Below are 17323 nucleotides of genomic sequence, written 5' to 3' on the forward strand. Positions count from 1 at the left end.
GTCCAGTGCTCGACTACGCGCGGCTGGCCGCCAAGGGTTTCCCAGCGGTAGTGGCAGCCCAGGCCCAGGGCGTTGCTGTGGGTCACCATCAGGCCGTCGGCGTAGCTGAAGCTGCGCACGGTGTCGCCGTTGCGGTTGATCACCGCACTGAGCTGGCCGTGTTCGTCGTAGCGGTACTGGGTCAGTGTTTCGACGGCCTGGTTGTCGACCACGCGCTTGATGTCGGTCAGGCGGCCCAGCGGGTGATCGTAGTGCAGGTGTACGCGGGTGCCACCGGTGGCGCTGATGTCGGTCAGGGTGCCGTCGGGGGTGCGGGTGAAGTGCAGGAAGTGACCGAGGGCGTTTTCGATGCGTTGCAGCGGGATTTCAGCGCTGTTGTCGGGCACTTCGCCGAAGTAGAAGAACAGGTTGTCGAGCGTCTGCAGCAGGTAATGACCGCCTTCGGTGCAGACCAAGTACACCTGCTCGTGCGGGTTGTAGATGCGCTCACCGGGTTGCAAGGTCACGAACGGGACTTCGCGCCCCTGGTTGTCGGTGAGGTAGATGAACGAACCCTGTCGACGCAGGCTCTGCTCCCAAGGCAGCAACCAGCCGCGGCCGAGCACGCTGTCGACGGTGAGGTCGCTGGCGTAGAAGCGCGACCATTCGATCGGCATCAGCCCGGGCAGGCTGAAGTCGATTTCATCGGGGATCAGTTTGCGGCCGGTGGTGAGGTCGACCGGGTTGCCGACCAGGCCACCAATAGCCCTGCGCGCCACCGGTTCGACTACGTAGCGGCTGGCGACCTCACCGGCAACGAAGCCCGCGGTGAACTTCAGGGCGCACGGCATGACGGCTTTCATGCCGGCCTGGGTGCCAGCCTTGATCAGTTGCGCGATACCGCCGGCGGCACCGGCAATGGCCATCAGCACGTCCACGGTGGTGCGCAGCCATTGCGGGATTTCGTCGTCCACCGGCAAGTAGCGATAGGTACCGCCACCCACGATGACGTTATCCGAGCCACCGGAAATGGTCGCGCCGCAGGTCAGCTTATCGCCTTTGCGCGCAGCGGCGACGCTGTTGATGAAGACGTTGGTCGAGCCTTCGGCGATCTGCACCGGCCCCGGGTGCTTGTCGCAGGCGCCGATGCTTTTCTCGACGCGGGCGGCCTTGCGGCTGTTGATGAAGACGTTGGGTGAGGCAGTGATTATCGTCCCTGAGGGGGACGAGAACATACTGCCTATCGCCTCTCCGGCGGCGGTCAGCAAGCTGCCTCCGATACCGGCTGCAAGGCCGGCCAACAAGGCCACACCGAACCCGCAAGTGAAGGTGGCGATGGCCACCGTGGCCACCAGCGCAATACCCAGGGCGGCTCCGATCAGGAAGCCCCCCAGCGCACTGGTGTGCGATATTTCGTCGCCGAACCTGGCCGCTTCGAACATGAGGTTTACTCCCGCTCGCCGGACTCGGCGCTTGTATCGACCGGGTTGCGCGGGGTGAAGCTGGCCAGCAGGTTGTCCCAGTCCTGGTTCTGCTGGGCACTGAAGTCAGCTTGTGCGGTGGTGGAGAAGATCAGGGCACGTCCGGGGCTGATGATGAAGGCGGCCTGGCGCTGGTAAAGCGGGCGGCCCTGGTTCATGTAATAGGCGTCGATCTGGATGCCGGCGACAGGCGCGGTCGCCGAGAGCGAGACGGCCTTGCTGCCCATGCGGGTGTAGCCGCGCAGTTTGGAGGTGAGCATCTTGATCTGGCGGTCGACATAGGCCTGCAATACCTCACCGGGCAGCAAGGTGTCACGCGAGATGGTGATGCTCAGCGGTGCCGGGACACTCGCGCCGAGGACGAACATATTGACCGTGCGGTCCTCGAAACCTGCTGGCAGTGCGATGCCGCCTTCCTGCAACTCGTAGTCCATGCGATGAAAATTCCTGGTAGCAAATAGAGAGGGTGTCAGCGCAGCGCGAGGCCATCGAGCATGCGGTCAAATTCGGCCAGCCACTGGCTCAGGCCCGGCTTGCTCGGGTCGATCGCGCAGGAGATATCCAGCCACTGTGCCGTGTCGCGGCCTTCGGCGGGGACAAGCGCCCCAACCAGTCGGCCGTGACGGGGTTCATGGCCGGCATTGAAGTGAAAATCCAGCGCCTTGGCCGGGTTACCCGCCACAAGGCCGTCACGCTGACGGATCAGCCGCAGCTGCGGGTTCAGCTCACGCAGGGCCTGAATCGCCTCATCGAACAGTTGCTCCAGGGTCTGCCTCGCGCCGACGTCGCGACGGCGGATATTCAGAGTGATCGGCATACCCTCATGCTCAAGGGTCGTCTGAATGTCTCGAAAGCGAAAACCGGCCGGAAACTGCAGGTTGAACCCACCAAAGGTAAAACCGCTGGCCACGTCCTGCAGCGCCACCGGTATCGGTTCGGGTTCTGGCACAGGTTCGAGCGCCTTGGCGGCCTCCGCCAGCTTGGCCAGGCGTGCCTCCTCCTCGAGCGCTTCGCGCCGGGCGGAGATTCGGTCATAGATCGAGGGTTTGTACATGGGCCTGGCCTCAGTCGTTGATGCGCACCGGGGCACCCGTGATCTTGGTGATGTCGGTACTGGTGCTGGTGATGACCTTGCCCTTGATCTCGATGCCTTCCGGGGTCAGGGTGATACTGCTGTCGCCGACCTGCAGGATGATGTGCTGCTTGGCTGCCACCTGGATGAACTGGTTGTCGACCTTGAGCGTGTAGGAGCCTTCGGTCACTTGCACCACGGTGTCTTTCTTCACCGTTTCGGTGTGCGTGCCACCCACAGTGATCGCGCGGTTGTTTCCCACATCATGGGTCTCATCCAGCTCGATCTCGGTATCCATGTTGCGCTCGGCATGCATGATGATCTGCTCGGCGCCGGCCTTGTCCTCGAAGCGGAAGAAGTTGGCGGTACCGCCGTCGCCCTTCATCGACCGGGTGAGGAAGCCGCTCTGGGTCTTGTTCGCCGGCAGCGACCATGGCGGGGTGTTGGTGCTGTTGTACAGGCTGCCCATGATCAGCGGCCGGTCGGGGTTGCCGTCGAGGAACACCACCACCACTTCGTCACCCACGCGTGGGATCTGGATACTGCCGAAGCCGCCACTGGCACCGGATTGGGCGACGCGTACCCAGCAGGAGCTCTGGTCGTTGAACTGGCCAAGCCTGTCCCAGTGAAACTGGAGCTTCACCCGCCCCAGTTCGTCGGTGAAAATTTCTTCGCCGGGCGGCCCTACGACGATGGCTGTCTGAGGGCCGTTGATTATGGGCTTGCGGGTGCTTAGCTGGGGGCGGAATGCAATTTTCCTACGCACGCAGACAAATTTATTGTCGTAGCCAGCCTGATCACCCGTCATGTAGTTGTTACTGCCGCGATGCTCTACGCTCAGCAACAGAAACTGCCGGTCTTCGACATCGCCTGAATCATGAACATAATGCTGGGTCAGCTCGAATGTGTAACCTGGCTTCATGGCCCGGCAGTTGCTATAGCCATAAAATGTCTTACCGATCAGCTCAAGCGCTTCGATGCGATTGCGCACGAGATCTTCGCCGGCTTCGTTGGTCGCATGAGTATATTGACCAGGGAAATCGTATATTTCGAATTTGTCGACATCCCCTTGCTCATTGAGACTGTGCATGGACACCGGAAGGAAATTGCGCGGTTGACGGTAGTCGAAGGTTCGAACGGCGATCTTACCGGACTGCAGTTGACGAGAGGCATGCCATTGAGTAATGGAGTCAGCCGTTTCTGTCACGGATGCGGAATGAAAACGAATCTGCGGCTGCTCGGGCAGTGGCAACAGCGTGCTGGAGTCGTCAGTGATGACCATGACATGCGTATCGGCGGTGTGTTCGAAGTAATAGAACAGCCCCTCATTTTCCAGCAATCGCTGGATGAAATTGAAGTCGCTTTCACGATATTGAGTAATATAGCTATAGGGTTTCAACGACTTGCTCAGGCGAAATTCGTACTTTGCCAAGGTGCCAAAACCTGAAAACACCTCGCTAACGACGTCCTGTACCGTTTTGTCCTGGAAGATGCGTGAATCAAAGCGGCACGTCAACATCCAAAGCCAAGGTCCTAGCATGGCCGAATAACGTACGAAGCCACCATCGCTACCTTGGGTGCTGAAGCGGTTTACATACCCATTGATATAGCGAACACCACCGTCAGAAAGTTCTATCTCAAGGGTGGCAGGCCTGCCGATCAAAGACTTGAGCTTGACATCGCTGCGGTGACTGAGTAACGCCAAATCCATCTGATAGAGTTGTGACAGCCCTTCACTCCCTGAAAAATGCTCAAGCAGCAGATCGCCTTCACTGTCTTGCGCAAACGTATTGAGCTTGAACAGCCGTCGATTCTGTGGGTTTAGGAGTGAGATCAGGTCCGTCAACATGGCGCTTCCTTGATAAATGGTAGTTAATCCTGTTCACTGTTGACATTTAAGCTTGAAAAGCCGAGCCAACCATGATGCCTCGCGTAGCGCACGCACATATTCAATTTCAAAAAATGTATATTGGCGTGCCTCACGGTGCTCGCGTTCTTTCAACGCCCTCAACGAAGCGATATTGTTACGGTGATAGAAAACCAGGTAAAGGGAAATGAATACCATCACACACAGCACAGCGGCCATTGCGCCATTATAATTTTTTATCATTGGATACAGCAGACTACTCAGTCCCGCTCCTAGCCCGCCCACAACCCAGGAATTAGCTTGCTCCGGCTCGTGAATTTCGACACGTTCACCGCGCAACAGGAATGCACTGGTTTTGCTTCTGCGCCGATAGGCCAGTGCGAAAGCCGCTGCAGTAAGAATGAGGGGGATCAGACTGATCGCAAGCGCCACCATTCCTTCCATCTTTGCCTGCTTGTAGGTGATCGCCATTGACAGAACAAAGGCAAACAGCGGTACAGCAGACAAGCTAAAGCAGAGACGCAACGATGCAAAATCAGTAAATCTTTCCGAGCGATAGGCGCACTTCACGCACCAGCAAAAGGTCAGTAATGACGCTACAGCCATGGGCACGAACACGATCTTCGGAGCCACACCCAGCGTGAGTGCTGAAATCATGAGCATCAAAAACCAGAAGGCCCAGATCCGCGCAAAAAAACGTTCGGTCGTAAACATTTAATTCAATCTTTTCCCATCAGGTAATCGCCGAAGTCGGTGCCCCAGCCCGTAGCTTCATCACTCAGAACGAATTGGATCGTTGCACCGACAACAAGCGAAGCAACAATCACTACAACAGCGGGCCCACCTATCATTCCAATAACCCAACCACTGGCAAACGCAGCCGCATTGGCTGGCTGGTTATGGGCAGTTTTACTTAGAAAGTCGTGAACACTGGTAGCACTACTTAAATCTATAGCCAATTGTGGACCAAACGACAATGCCGCACCCACCTTCCAACTCGATAAAAATTTCCCCACACCTTTGCTGCCATAGCCGGCATTATCAACATGTGCTAACTTCCGCATTTCTCTGGCCGTGTCATAGGCTGCCAGCCTGATAGAATCATTGACCAGCTTACCATTGACCCTATAGATATTGGCTTTAGCGTTCGCAGGGATTTCAAAAAATAAATTTCCACCAACCCAGACCAACTTTATTCGACCACCGAACGCACGACGAGGCGAAACACTACCTGGTCTTCCGCGTGACGCAGCCCATTTTTTCAGTTGTTTTTTTGTTGCAGGCGTAAGTTCCAGAAGGTTTTCTACTTTCGTACCCATTGATCCAGCGTGCATGGCACCAGCGACACCGGCCAGCGTACCAGGCAAGTTACTCGTAGAAAACAAAACCGATCCAACGACCGGGATAGCCTCAGCTTTTTTCTTCAATGCCAAGAGCTTGTCTGCACTCACGCGAGCCGTCTTGGTCATCTTAACCAACAGTTCAGCAAGCTTCAGTGCATAGTCTTCTGCTTCTTCGGCGCTCAAATCGCTTGGTTCTGCACTCAATTCAGCAATCAGAAATTCTGCCGCGTCCAGATCGTCAGCGGTATATCTGCCGCCGATATTCATCGTAGAAGGGAAAGCCCTTGCGGCTACTGTACTGGGCCAAGGAAGCTCGCCACTTCCAAGCAGGCCATCTTGCGGCCCCTGTCCCATGGGGTCAGCAGCAGTACAGGGATAGATACCCTGACTCATTCTCGCCCCCCTACCCGCGATGAGGTAGCCGATCCTGGGTCGCACGCCAAATTCACGTAAATCAACACGCAAGACAAAGGGTCAGATACTGGATAGAGCTCCATGCCATTGATACTCCATGTTGAAAAGGCCAGCAACCACACCAGCCACGGGCATGTGATGTCAATGAGGTGGCGAACAGCCAGACCTCCGCTGCGACAGGTCTCCGCCGTGAAAGTTCAGTACGAGACCTAGATAAATGCCAACTTCATCACATTTTCGACTGAGCAAGCCCCGAAAGAGCGCAGGAGACTACGAGCAGCTCCACTCTGTCAACCCCGAAAGAAGTCACGAATTGCAACATATGACATCACTTGGCCATCACTGTGAAAGGGAGAATACTAGTTAAAACCCTTTCTAACGCAGCACTAGCATCGAAGATCAAAGCATATGCGTTAAAATTGACGGACGACCGCAATAACTTACTACGCCCATCGACACCCTGTACCCTCCTAACCCCTTAACGCAAGACCAGTGGCTTCAGAGCAACACGAATTATTTAAACTAATTACACCAGGTACGCCATGAAACCCACGACCCCTATCGGCTGCGTGCAAAAGGCAATCGATCTCACCCTGCAGCGAAATACGGCCTGCCCACACAATCCGCACTACGGGATGCTGCTCAATCAACTCGATTACATAAAAGCTGTTTTCGAAGGGCGCGAGCCCGATAAATCCAAACTCCACCAGCTGAGCATGGGCGCCATCGCATCGAAAGAGTTCGAGGAAAATGACCCTGAACTGGCCAGAGCGTTGAAGGACGCCTACTATGTAGCGATTCAGTCCGCCCGCGGCCTGAAAATCCAGCTTCCCGACTGACAACCGATACGCCACGACGATCGCATTCCAGTGAACACTGATCGCTTGAAACGCAAATCGCTGCTACTGCGAGCCATCCTTGACAGCCTCGAGCCGCACAACCCTGCCGTCAGCCAGCTGCGCAGGGAACTGGAACCGCTACTGGATTTGGCAGATCAGCAACTGATCCAGTCGCCCAAGCAATGGCATGACATCCCAGGTGCGTATTTGTTTTGCGAACTAGGCTTGCAGCAATACGCCGAGCTCGAGCGGGTCTTCGCAATGTTTCGGATTGAGCTGATAGGTGGCGAATCGCCCGCCCTGAGGCGGCTCAAGGCGAGCATGGGTGAGGAGCCAAGCGAGGATTAACGTGCAGGCACGGCTTTATCGTGCGGCCCGTGGCCCGTGCCGCACGGGCACATGACCAGGGATGACCGACTGAACATGAATTTCAAAGACCTATTCATCAGCCGTCAGCACATGTTCTCCATCGGCATTGTAGAAGACTCTGGCCAGTATTACGTTTCGTTCCCCGTCAGCAACGGCATGGTTGACTATGAAGAATGTTATGCAATCACTGAAACTACCTTTGAGGCCTTCATGAATGACCTTGATGCCGCGCTGACATTTGTCGACAGATGCCGCGAAAGAGAATGTGATGACTTGCTGATCATCAAGCCTGGAAAAAATCGTGGCTCCGCTATCTAGCGGTCAAACACCTAAGGTCGGAGCAATGCAACCAACCACACCACTCGAGTATGTAGACAAAGCGCTCGTGCTGACGGTCGACCGCCAAAACCGTGCCCCTGGTTTTCCGGTTTACGCGACTGTAATCCACCAGTTGGAATACATCAGGGCTGTGTTCGAGGGCAGTGAAAAGGATAAGTCAAAACTGCACAGGCTCACGATTGGAGCCCTTGCTTCCAAAGAATTCGAATCCACAGACGAAGCGCTCGCAGAGGCTTTGTCTCACGTTTACTACATTGCAGAACAATCGGCCAACGGCCTGAAAATTCGCTTGCCTGGGGAAAAGTGATCGCGTGGCAATCGACGCTCACGCTCCCCGAAAATGCCCGCCCGAAACCACCTCAGCGCGGCATATTCCGTCGCAATGCCATCATTGAATTTCACCGTGATCGCAATCTGACGCTCACTGCGCAGCCAGAAAAATGCGACCCAGGTCACTTTTTGAAAAATTCTTTTTACGCGATTTTTTACCGCTTTCTTGACACTCCCGCCCCCTGATTTTGCGGGCCTAAGCCCCATTTCCAGTGCTCGAAACCGCCCGCCAATATCATGGCGCCATCATTGCGCCGCATCACAAAACAGGGAAAAAATCGCGCCCCTCGCCGGAACTTCTTCCCCGGCGGGGTGCCCTACTCGGCATTGCTGGCAACACGATATTCATGTGCCAGCACTCAAATTGCCGCAGCCGAGAGGCGCGATTTTCAGGTCCACGCCATTGGCGTTTCAGGACGATCAAGCAGGCTCATGGACGATGTACCGATGACACAGACATTCGATGTCGAAGCACTGATCAAGCTGCGTAGCCAGACGCGGGCGATCTCCGATGCGCTGAAAGCGCAGGCGGCGGATTACCTTGCCACCGTGGCACCGCTGATCCGTCCGCAAAACCTGTTTGGCGAGTACCTGCAAGGCGCCCAGCGCAGCAGCGGGCGCGAAACCCAGGGCCACTTCCAGTCGTTGATCGAGCTCTACGAGCGCATCGGCTCGGCCGCGCCTTTCCAGCTGGTCAGCGAGCTGGAAGTGCCGCTGAACCTGATCAGCACCACCCCCGAACTGTTCCCGCTGGAATACGACAAGGTCCTCGAACAGAGCGGCCAGGTCATCCGCATCACCAGCCCGACGCGCTGGGTAGTGGGCTTCCACGCGTTCGACCTGGCGCAGTTTCGCAACGTCATCAAAGACCCCAACCGCAGCAGCGCCGAGCTGTACCGCTTCGTGGTGCACTACCTGGTGCTGTTCTACTGCCTGAGCAAATCGCCAGGCCTGGGCCGGCTGTTCGAAGGCCTGCGCTACGGCCTGAGCTTCGAGCGCCTGAAGGGCTTTGGCGACCTGCCGTTCTGCGTCATCAGCTCGCCGGTGCGCTCGGAACTTCCCGACGACTCGGTCATCCGCAGCAGCACGCAAATTGCCGGCAACACCAGCTTCGAAGAGCTGGTGGGGCGCGACAAGATTCTGGAAATGAACGACGACATCCGTCAGCGCCTGCTGCTGACGATCGAAGGACTGTAACGCGCCCCCGGCAACGGGCCGCGCAAACGATTTCGCAGCGAATTGCTCGCACTGGAGAACACGATGGCGAAGAAGGAAAGCACCCAGCACAAACTCGACCGCGTTCGCGCACCTCGGGTCCATATCACCTACGACGTGGACATCGGCGATGCCATCGAGAAAAAGGAGCTGCCCTTCGTCGTTGGCGTGCTGGGCGACTTCTCCGGCAACCCGCTGGAGCCGCTGCCCAAGCTCAAGGACCGCAAGTTCGTCTTCATCGACCGCGACAACTTCAACGGCGTGCTCAAGGGCATCAAGCCACGCCTGACCTACCGCGTCGACAACACCCTGGCCAAGAACGGCACCCAGCTCGGTGTCGAGCTGAACTTCAACAGCCTGGAAGACTTCGAGCCACAGAACGTGGTCAAGCAGGTCGAGCCGCTGCGCAAGCTGCTGGAAGTGCGCAACAAGCTGGCCGACCTGCGCAACAAGATGGGCGGCAACGACAAGCTCGAAGAGCTGCTGATGGACGTGCTGCAGAACACCGAAAAGCTCAAGACCCTGGGCCAGGAATTCGGCCGTGAAGCCGAAGTGAAAAACCCGTCCAGCGACGATCGCGCCTGAGCAGGAGCCCGAACATGACCGACAAGCAAACCGCACCGCAACAGGCCGGCGACCTGGTCGAAGTAGAAAACTTCGCCCCGCAGCCATCGCTGCTCGACAGCATCATTTCGCAAAGCCGCGTGGCCCGCTCCGACACCGAGCGCGACCGCACTCGCGACCTGATCGGCGAACTGGTGAACCAGGTGCTCGAGGGCGAAATGACCCCGAGCAAGGACCTGATCGCCGTGCTCGACGCGCGCATCGCCGAAATCGACTCGATGCTCTCCGAGCAGATGAACGAGATCATGCACGCCCGTGAGTTCCAGCAGCTGGAAGCCTCCTGGCGCGGCCTGAAGTACCAGGTCGACCAGACCGAGACCAGCACCACGCTGAAGATCCACCTGCTCAACGCCTCGAAGAAAGACCTGGTGCGCGACCTCAAGGCCGCCAGCGAATTCGACCAGAGCGCGCTGTTCAAGAAGGTCTACGAAGAAGAGTACGGCACCTTCGGTGGCGCTCCGTTCGGCATGCTGATCGGCGACTACGAGTTCAAGCGCAGCCCCGAAGACATGTACCTGCTCGAAGAGATCTCGCACGTGGCCGCTGCTGCCCACGCGCCGTTCATCTCGGCGGCCTCGCCAGAGCTGTTCGGCTGGGACTCGTTCACCGAGATGTCCGGCCCGCGTGACCTGGCGAAGATCTTCGACACCGTCGAATACGCCAAGTGGAAGTCGTTCCGCGCTTCGGAAGACTCGCGCTACGTCGGCCTCACCCTGCCCCACGTGCTCGGCCGCCTGCCGTATGGCCCCGATACCACGCCGGTGGAAGAATTCAACTTCGTCGAAAGCGTCGACGGCCGCGACCACAACAAGTACCTGTGGATGAACGCCGCCTACGCGCTCGGCACCCGCGTCACCGATGCCTTCTCGCGCTACGGCTGGTGCGTGGCGATTCGTGGTGTGGAAGGCGGCGGCCTGGTCGAAGGCCTGCCGACCCACACCTTCAAGACCGACGACGGCGAAATCGCCCTCAAGTGCCCGACCGAGATCGCCATCACCGACCGCCGCGAGAAAGAGCTGTCGGACCTGGGCTTCATCCCGCTGGTGCACTGCAAGGGCACCGACTATGCCGCCTTCTTCGGCACCCAGTCGGCGCAGAAGCAGAAGCAGTACAACACCGACATCGCCAACGCCAACGCCCGCCTGTCGGCGCAGCTGCAGTACATCTTCGCCACCTCGCGCATCGCCCACTACATGAAGGCGATCATGCGCGACAAGATCGGCAGCTTCGCCTCGCGCATGGACGTGGAGCGCTTCCTCAACCAGTGGCTGGCCAGCTACGTGCTGCTCGACGACACCGCCAGCCAGGAGGCCAAGGCCAAGTTCCCGCTGCGCGAAGCCCGCGCCGAGGTGTTCGAAGTGCCCGGCAAGCCAGGCGTATACAAGGCCGTGACCTACCTGCGCCCGCACTACCAGCTCGACGAACTGACCGCCTCGCTGCGCCTGGTCGCCGAACTGCCGCAAGGCGCCCGCGGCTGACCGGCCGCTGTGTACAGGGATGACACATGAGTAACCAGGCCCGCCTGCTGCCCTCGCTGCTCGACCGACTGCTGGACGACCGTCCGTACCAGTCGGCCGAAGCGGCCGTGCAGCGCACCTCGTCGCTAGCCGAGTACAAGGCCAGCATCGTGCGTGACCTCGAGGTGCTGGTGAACACGCGTCAGTCCCTGGTCGCCGAAGAGCTTGCCGGCTTCAAGCAGCTGCGGGGTTCCATCCTTGAATACGGCATGCCCGATTTCATCAGCCGCAGCGTGCTCGACCCCCATGATCGCCGGCTTATCCAGCAACAGCTGGAGCGGGCGATCAGCACCGGCGACCGGCGCTTCCGCCAGGTACGGGTGCAACTGCTGGCCCAGGAAAACGGCCACCGCATGTTGACCTTCCGGGTGGACGCCGTGCTGCGTCTGCAGGACATCAGCCGCCAGGTGTCGTTCGACGCCGTGCTGCAGGTCAACACCCAGGAATACAAAGTGCAGAACCTCAACTGATGCTCGACGAACTGCTGCCCTACTACGAAAAGGAACTGTCGCACCTACGCTTCCTCGGCCAGGAGTTTGCCGCGCAGTACCCGAAGATCGCCTCGCGGCTGCTGATCGAGGGCGACAACTGCGAAGACCCGCACACCGAGCGCCTGATCGAGGCGTTCTCGTTCCTGTCTGCGCGGGTGCACAAGAAGCTCGATGACGAGTTTCCTGAAATCGTCGAATCCTTCCTCGAGGTGCTGTACCCGCATTACCTGCGCCCTACCCCGTCGATGTCGATCGCCGAGCTGAGCCTGGGCAAGCACGAGAAGGTCACCGAAGCCTACCGCGTGGCACGCCACACCGAAATGCAAGCCAATGCCGCTGACGGCATGGTGTGCAAGTTCCGCAGCTGCTACCCGGTGGAGCTGTGGCCCATCAGTGTGCAACAGGCGTCGTTCGCGGAAATGGAGCGTTCGGCGTTCAACGGCCACAGTGCCGACCTGGTGGCGCGCCTGCGCATCCGCCTGCAGGCCACCAGCAATGCACTGTTCGGCCAGATGGAGGTCGACCGTCTGCGGTTCTTCCTGGACGGCGAAGCGACGTTGATGCTGCACCTGTACGAACTGCTGTTCAACAACCTGGCCAAGGCGACCTTGAGCTTCCAGGACGAAGGCCGCACCCGCGAAGTCGCCCTGCCGGCCGACGCGCTGAAGGCCGTGGGCTATGCCCGCGACGAAGGCCTGGTGGACTACTCCGAGCGCTCGTTCCTGGGCTACCGTCTGCTGCACGAGTACTTCACCTTCCCCGACAAATTCATGTTCTTCGACCTCAGTGGCTTTGCCCGCATCCTGCAGGGCAAGGCGATCGAGCAGGTCGAGATCAACTTCTACTTCTCCGACTACGACCTCGGCGAGCGCCTGGCGCGGCTGAGCCAGAACATCGGGCGCAACAACTTCAAGCTCAACTGCACGCCGATCATCAACCTGTTCCGCCAGCAGGCCGAGCCGGTCAAGCTGACCCACACCCAGCACGAATACCCGGTCATCCCCAACACCCGGCTGCACAATGCCGCCGAAGTGGTGTCGATCGACCGCGTGCGACGGGTGCGCAAGATCGGCGGCATCGACCAGGTCGCCACCTGCCAGCCGTTCTTCGAGCCGCGCGGCGAGCAAGCCCCCCACACCAGCTTCTGGATCGCCCGCCGTCGCAACCAGGGCGATGCCACGGCCATGAGCATCCGCGTGGTGGATCGCGACCTGGAACTGATCGATGGCAGCAGCGACACCCTGAGCATCGGCCTGACCTGCAGCAACCGCGACGTGCCGCTGATGCTGCCGTTCGGCGGCGACCGCGGCGAGTTCAAGATCGCCTCCAACTCGGTGATCACCGACATCCGCTGCCTGCGCAAGCCCACCGCCACCGTGCGCGTGCCGCTGGGCAAGGGCCTGACCTGGCGGCTGATCGCGCACCTGTCGCTGAACCACCTGTCGCTGGTCGGCCAGGGCCGCGAGGTGCTGCTCGAGCTGTTGTCGCTGTACAACTACCGCAACGTCTCGGCCATTCGCAAACAGATCAACGGCATCAAGGCCGTCAGCAGCGAGCCGGTGGTCGAACGCATCGGCCACCCACGGCCGAACTTCGTGCGTGGCGTGGGCATCACCCTGACCCTGGACGAAAGCCAGTTCACCGGCAGCGGCGTGTTCCTGTTCGGCATGGTGCTGGACCACTTCTTCGGCCAGTACTGCTCGATGAATAGCTTCACCCGCCTGACCCTGCGTACCCAACAACGAGAAAAGAGAGTCGTCCAATGGCCAGCACGTACTGGCGATCAGCCCCTGGTCTGATCGATCAGGCCCGAGCCGAGCCGCACCGATTCGAATTCTTTCAATTGGTGCGCCTGCTCCGCCTGCACTACAGCCGTACCGGGCGCATGGACCTGGCAACCCGGCCGCACGAAGACCCGCTGCGTTTTCGCACCCAGCTGTCGCTGGCGTTCCCGGCCAGCGAAGTCAGCGACCTGCACTTCGAGCGCGAAGGCAAAGTGTCGCCGGCCGGCCTGCCGCTGTCCGAGGTGCAGGTCACCTTCATGGGTCTGGTCGGGCCGTCGGGCGTGCTGCCGCGCCCGTACACCGAGCTGCTGCTCGAACGCCACGTGCAGTACCGCGACGATGCCGCCCATGCGTTTCTCGACATCTTCTCGCACCGCATGACCACGCTGTTCTACGAGGCCTGGCAGAAGTACAAATTCCATATCGAACACGAGCGCAACGGCGCCTCGGGCTTCGATGGCTACCTGCTAAACCTGGTCGGCCTGGGTCCGCGTGCGCAAACGCTCAGGTTCGAAGAGCACCCGTCGGCGCTGCGCCGCGAGCTGTTCAGCTACTTTGCCGGCCTGCTCAGCCAGAAGCCGCGCAACGCACTCAACCTTGAAGTGATGCTCGGCTTCTATTTCTCGCTGCCGGTCAAGGTCAAGCAGTTTGCCGGGCGCTGGCTGAACCTGGAACCCGAGCAATGCACCCAGCTGGGGCGCAAGAACGCGCAACTGGGCCACAGCGCCGTCGCCGGCAACCGGGTCTGGGACTATCAGTCGTGCATCCGCATCGAACTGGGCCCGCTGGGCCTGGCGGATTACCAGCGCTTCCAGCCGGGCACCGCGTGCTACCGCAAGCTGGTCGAACTGGTGCGCTTCTATATAGGTGCCGAGCTGGACTTCGAAATCGCCCCGCGCCTCAAGCGCGAGGCCGTACCACGCGCCCAGCTCGGCCGCAGCGGCAATGTCGCGCTGGGCTGGCTGGGCTGGCTCAAACGCCCTGGCCGTGACGCGGAGCCTTCGCGTTGCGCCGTCTTCCACATTCCTTACGATGGGGTCGCCTTGTGAACCTGAAGTCTCTGTTCGCCAAGCTCAACGAAACCAGCCGCACGGCCACTGAAAGCGCGGCGGCCCTGTGCCTGTCGGAGCACCACTACGACGTCGAGGTGGAGCACCTGCTGCTGCAGTTGCTCGACAACGGCGACAGCGACCTGGCGCCGATCCTGCGCCACTACGAGGTGGTTGCCGAGCGCCTGCAGGCGCAGCTGGTCACCGCCCTGGGCACCTTCAAGAAAGGCAACACCCGTACCCCGGCGCTGTCGCCGCACATCACCCGTATGATCGAACAGGCCTGGCTGCTGGCCTCGATCGAGTACGGCGTCGGCCAGGTGCGCAGCGGCCACCTGCTGCAGGCGTTGCTGGACGACGCCGAACTGCGCCGCGTGGTGGTCGCCTCGGCGCCGGAGCTGGAGAAGATCAACGCCGACGACCTGCGCCTGAACCTCGCCGCCCTGGTCGAAGGCAGCGCCGAATCGAAACAGGCCAGCGCCCTGGCCAGCCCGGCAGCTCCGGTGGCCGGCACGGCCAAGGCCGGTGGCAAGACCCCGGCGCTGGACCAGTACACCGTCAACCTCACCCAGAGCGCCCGCGAAGGCCGCATCGACCCGGTGCTGGGCCGCGAGTTCGAGGTGCGGCAGATGGTCGACATCCTCACCCGTCGCCGCCAGAACAACCCGATCCTCACCGGTGAGGCCGGCGTGGGCAAAACCGCTGTGGTCGAAGGCCTGGCCCTGCGCATCGCCCAGGGCGACGTACCGGCGGTGCTCAAGGACGTTGCCCTGCACACCCTCGACCTGGGCCTGCTGCAGGCCGGTGCCGGGGTCAAGGGCGAGTTCGAGAACCGCCTCAAGGCGGTGATCGAAGAGGTCAAGCGCAGCCTGCACCCGATCATCCTGTTCATCGACGAAGCCCACACCCTGATCGGCTCCGGTGGCCAGGCCGGGCAGAACGACGCCGCCAACCTGCTCAAGCCGGCCCTGGCCCGGGGCGAGCTGCGCACCATCGCCGCCACCACCTGGGCCGAATACAAGAAGTACTTCGAGAAGGACGCCGCCCTCGCCCGCCGCTTCCAGGTGGTCAAGGTCGAAGAGCCTGACGAAGACAAGGCCATCCACATGCTCCGTGGCCTGCTCGGCAAGATGCGCGAGCACCACAAGGTGGCGGTGATGGACGAAGCGCTGGTGCAGGCGGTGCGCCTGTCCAACCGCTACATCACCGGCCGCCAGCTGCCCGACAAGGCCGTCAGCGTGCTCGACACCGCCTGCGCGCGCATTGCCCTGGCGCAATCGTCGCAGCCCGGCGCCCTGGAAGACTGCCGCCGGCAGATCGACAACCTGCAGGCCGAAATCGCCGTGCTCGGCCACGAAGCCGGCAAAGGCCACGACCACACCCGCCGCCTGGGCGAGCTGCAGGCGGCCCTGCAGCATGAGCAGCAGCACGAACAGAAGCTGAACGAGCAGTGGCAGCAGGAGCTGGCGCTGGTCGAACAGCTCAAGGCACTGGACGCCGCCAACGATGCCGATGCCGCGCAGCTCAACGCCCTGCGCGCCGAGCTGGCCCAGGTGCAAGGCGACCAGCCGCTGGTGCATGCCCTGGTCGACAGCGGCGCCATCGCCCAGGTCATCAGCGGCTGGACCGGCATCCCGCTGGGCAAGATGCTGCGTGACGAGATCGACACCGTGCAGCGCCTGCCGGCCCTGCTGGGCGAGCGCGTGCTGGGCCAGGACCACGCCCTGCACGAGATCGGCAAGCGCATCAAGATTTCCCGCGCACGCATGGAAGACCCGAACAAGCCGATCGGCGTGTTCCTGCTGCTCGGCCCCAGCGGCGTCGGCAAGACCGAGACCGCGCTGGCCCTGGCCGACACCCTGTACGGCGGCGAACGCAACCTGATCACCATCAACATGTCCGAGTACCAGGAGGCGCACACCGTGTCGAGCCTCAAGGGCTCGCCACCCGGCTACGTCGGTTACGGCGAAGGCGGCGTGCTGACCGAGGCCGTGCGCCGCAAGCCGTACAGCGTGGTGTTGCTCGACGAGGTGGAAAAGGCCCACCCCGACGTGCTCGAACTGTTCTTCCAGGTGTTCGACAAGGGCGTGCTGGATGACGGCGAAGGCCGCGAGATCAACTTCCGCAACACTGTGATCATCCTCACCTCCAACACTGGCACCGAACGCATCATGCAGACCTGCCTGAATGCCAGCGAGCTACCGACGCCCGAAGCCATCGTCGACGGCCTGCGCGACGAACTCAACCGGGTGTTCAAGCCAGCCTTCCTCGGCCGCCTGAGCATCGTGCCGTTCTACCCGGTGCAGGACCAGATCCTCGAGCGCATCGTCGCCCTCAAGCTCGACCGTATCGCCAAGCGCTTCGCCCGCAACCACCAGGCCGAGCTCAGCTACGACCAGGCGCTGGTCAAGGCCATCGCCGCGCGTTGCACCGAGGTCGACAGCGGTGCGCGCAACATCGACAACATCCTGTCCCAGACCCTGATGCCCGAGCTCGCCCAGCGCGTGCTCGAGCGCATGGCCCAGGACGCGCCGATCGAGCGCCTGGTGATCGAGCTGGGCAGCGATGGCGATTTCGCCTATCGCCTGGCCTGACCCGTACAAGGAGGTT

The 17323-nt window shown here is 60.6% G+C and carries 17 protein-coding genes; 11 read left to right on the forward strand and 6 right to left on the reverse strand.

Annotation, left to right across the window (positions count from 1 at the left end; genetic code table 11):
* From ACIPW4_RS10145 to ACIPW4_RS10170, 6 genes are all read right to left on the reverse strand, one after another.
* The coding region (locus tag ACIPW4_RS10145; protein WP_400657260.1) for a DUF6531 domain-containing protein at positions 1 to 1421 on the reverse strand (1421 nt) is incomplete at its 3' end.
* 5 nt (positions 1422 to 1426) lie between these two features.
* Positions 1427 to 1894: a DcrB-related protein gene (locus tag ACIPW4_RS10150; RefSeq protein WP_400657262.1), complete on the reverse strand. Its 468-nt coding sequence runs from the start codon at positions 1892 to 1894 to the stop codon at positions 1427 to 1429.
* 35 nt (positions 1895 to 1929) lie between these two features.
* Positions 1930 to 2514 carry a hypothetical protein gene (locus ACIPW4_RS10155; protein WP_400657264.1) on the reverse strand — a complete coding sequence of 195 codons (585 nt, stop codon included), beginning with the start codon at positions 2512 to 2514 and terminating at the stop codon, positions 1930 to 1932.
* A gap of 10 nt (positions 2515 to 2524) precedes the next feature.
* A complete protein-coding gene (gene tssI / locus ACIPW4_RS10160; RefSeq protein WP_400657266.1) occupies positions 2525 to 4381 on the reverse strand; it encodes a type VI secretion system tip protein TssI/VgrG in 1857 nt (618 codons plus the stop codon).
* Positions 4382 to 4414: 33 nt separating this feature from the next.
* Positions 4415 to 5113: a hypothetical protein gene (locus ACIPW4_RS10165; protein WP_400657267.1), complete on the reverse strand. Its 699-nt coding sequence runs from the start codon at positions 5111 to 5113 to the stop codon at positions 4415 to 4417.
* A 5-nt stretch (positions 5114 to 5118) separates the two neighbouring features.
* On the reverse strand, positions 5119 to 6135 hold the full coding sequence (locus ACIPW4_RS10170) for a hypothetical protein (RefSeq protein ID WP_400657270.1): 1017 nt from the start codon (positions 6133 to 6135) through the stop codon (positions 5119 to 5121).
* Positions 6136 to 6698: 563 nt separating this feature from the next.
* On the opposite strand from ACIPW4_RS10170, the gene ACIPW4_RS10175 reads away from it, so the two are divergent.
* The 11 genes from ACIPW4_RS10175 to tssH all read left to right on the forward strand — a co-directional run bounded on the left by ACIPW4_RS10175 (position 6699) and on the right by tssH (position 17307).
* Positions 6699 to 6995: an immunity protein Tsi6 family protein gene (locus ACIPW4_RS10175; protein WP_400657273.1), complete on the forward strand. Its 297-nt coding sequence runs from the start codon at positions 6699 to 6701 to the stop codon at positions 6993 to 6995.
* Between the two features lie 30 nt (positions 6996 to 7025).
* Positions 7026 to 7343, forward strand: coding sequence for a hypothetical protein (locus tag ACIPW4_RS10180; protein ID WP_400657275.1), 318 nt, complete (start codon positions 7026 to 7028; stop codon positions 7341 to 7343).
* A gap of 75 nt (positions 7344 to 7418) precedes the next feature.
* Positions 7419 to 7682 (forward strand): hypothetical protein, encoded by a 264-nt coding sequence (locus tag ACIPW4_RS10185; RefSeq protein WP_400657276.1) that lies wholly within the window; start codon positions 7419 to 7421, stop codon positions 7680 to 7682.
* Positions 7683 to 7707: 25 nt separating this feature from the next.
* Positions 7708 to 8010 (forward strand): immunity protein Tsi6 family protein, encoded by a 303-nt coding sequence (locus ACIPW4_RS10190; RefSeq protein WP_400657278.1) that lies wholly within the window; start codon positions 7708 to 7710, stop codon positions 8008 to 8010.
* Between the two features lie 470 nt (positions 8011 to 8480).
* Complete coding sequence (locus ACIPW4_RS10195; protein WP_400657279.1) at positions 8481 to 9230, forward strand: hypothetical protein; 750 nt, start codon at positions 8481 to 8483, stop codon at positions 9228 to 9230.
* A 63-nt stretch (positions 9231 to 9293) separates the two neighbouring features.
* Positions 9294 to 9833: a type VI secretion system contractile sheath small subunit gene (tssB, locus tag ACIPW4_RS10200; RefSeq protein ID WP_400657281.1), complete on the forward strand. Its 540-nt coding sequence runs from the start codon at positions 9294 to 9296 to the stop codon at positions 9831 to 9833.
* A 14-nt stretch (positions 9834 to 9847) separates the two neighbouring features.
* Positions 9848 to 11350: a type VI secretion system contractile sheath large subunit gene (gene tssC / locus ACIPW4_RS10205; protein WP_400657283.1), complete on the forward strand. Its 1503-nt coding sequence runs from the start codon at positions 9848 to 9850 to the stop codon at positions 11348 to 11350.
* A gap of 26 nt (positions 11351 to 11376) precedes the next feature.
* Entirely contained in the window at positions 11377 to 11859 is a 483-nt protein-coding gene (gene tssE, locus ACIPW4_RS10210) for a type VI secretion system baseplate subunit TssE (protein ID WP_400657285.1), read from the forward strand.
* Complete coding sequence (gene tssF, locus ACIPW4_RS10215; protein WP_400657287.1) at positions 11859 to 13679, forward strand: type VI secretion system baseplate subunit TssF; 1821 nt, start codon at positions 11859 to 11861, stop codon at positions 13677 to 13679. Before tssE ends, tssF begins: the two co-directional genes overlap by 1 nt.
* Positions 13643 to 14713 (forward strand): type VI secretion system baseplate subunit TssG, encoded by a 1071-nt coding sequence (gene tssG, locus ACIPW4_RS10220; RefSeq protein ID WP_400657290.1) that lies wholly within the window; start codon positions 13643 to 13645, stop codon positions 14711 to 14713. The genes tssF and tssG overlap by 37 nt, the downstream gene beginning before the upstream one ends.
* A complete protein-coding gene (gene tssH, locus ACIPW4_RS10225) occupies positions 14710 to 17307 on the forward strand; it encodes a type VI secretion system ATPase TssH (RefSeq protein ID WP_400657293.1) in 2598 nt (865 codons plus the stop codon). Before tssG ends, tssH begins: the two co-directional genes overlap by 4 nt.
* The last annotated feature ends 16 nt before the right edge of the window (positions 17308 to 17323 follow it).

The organism is Pseudomonas sp. NPDC089996, from assembly GCF_044748405.1.
Classification (GTDB): domain Bacteria; phylum Pseudomonadota; class Gammaproteobacteria; order Pseudomonadales; family Pseudomonadaceae; genus Aquipseudomonas.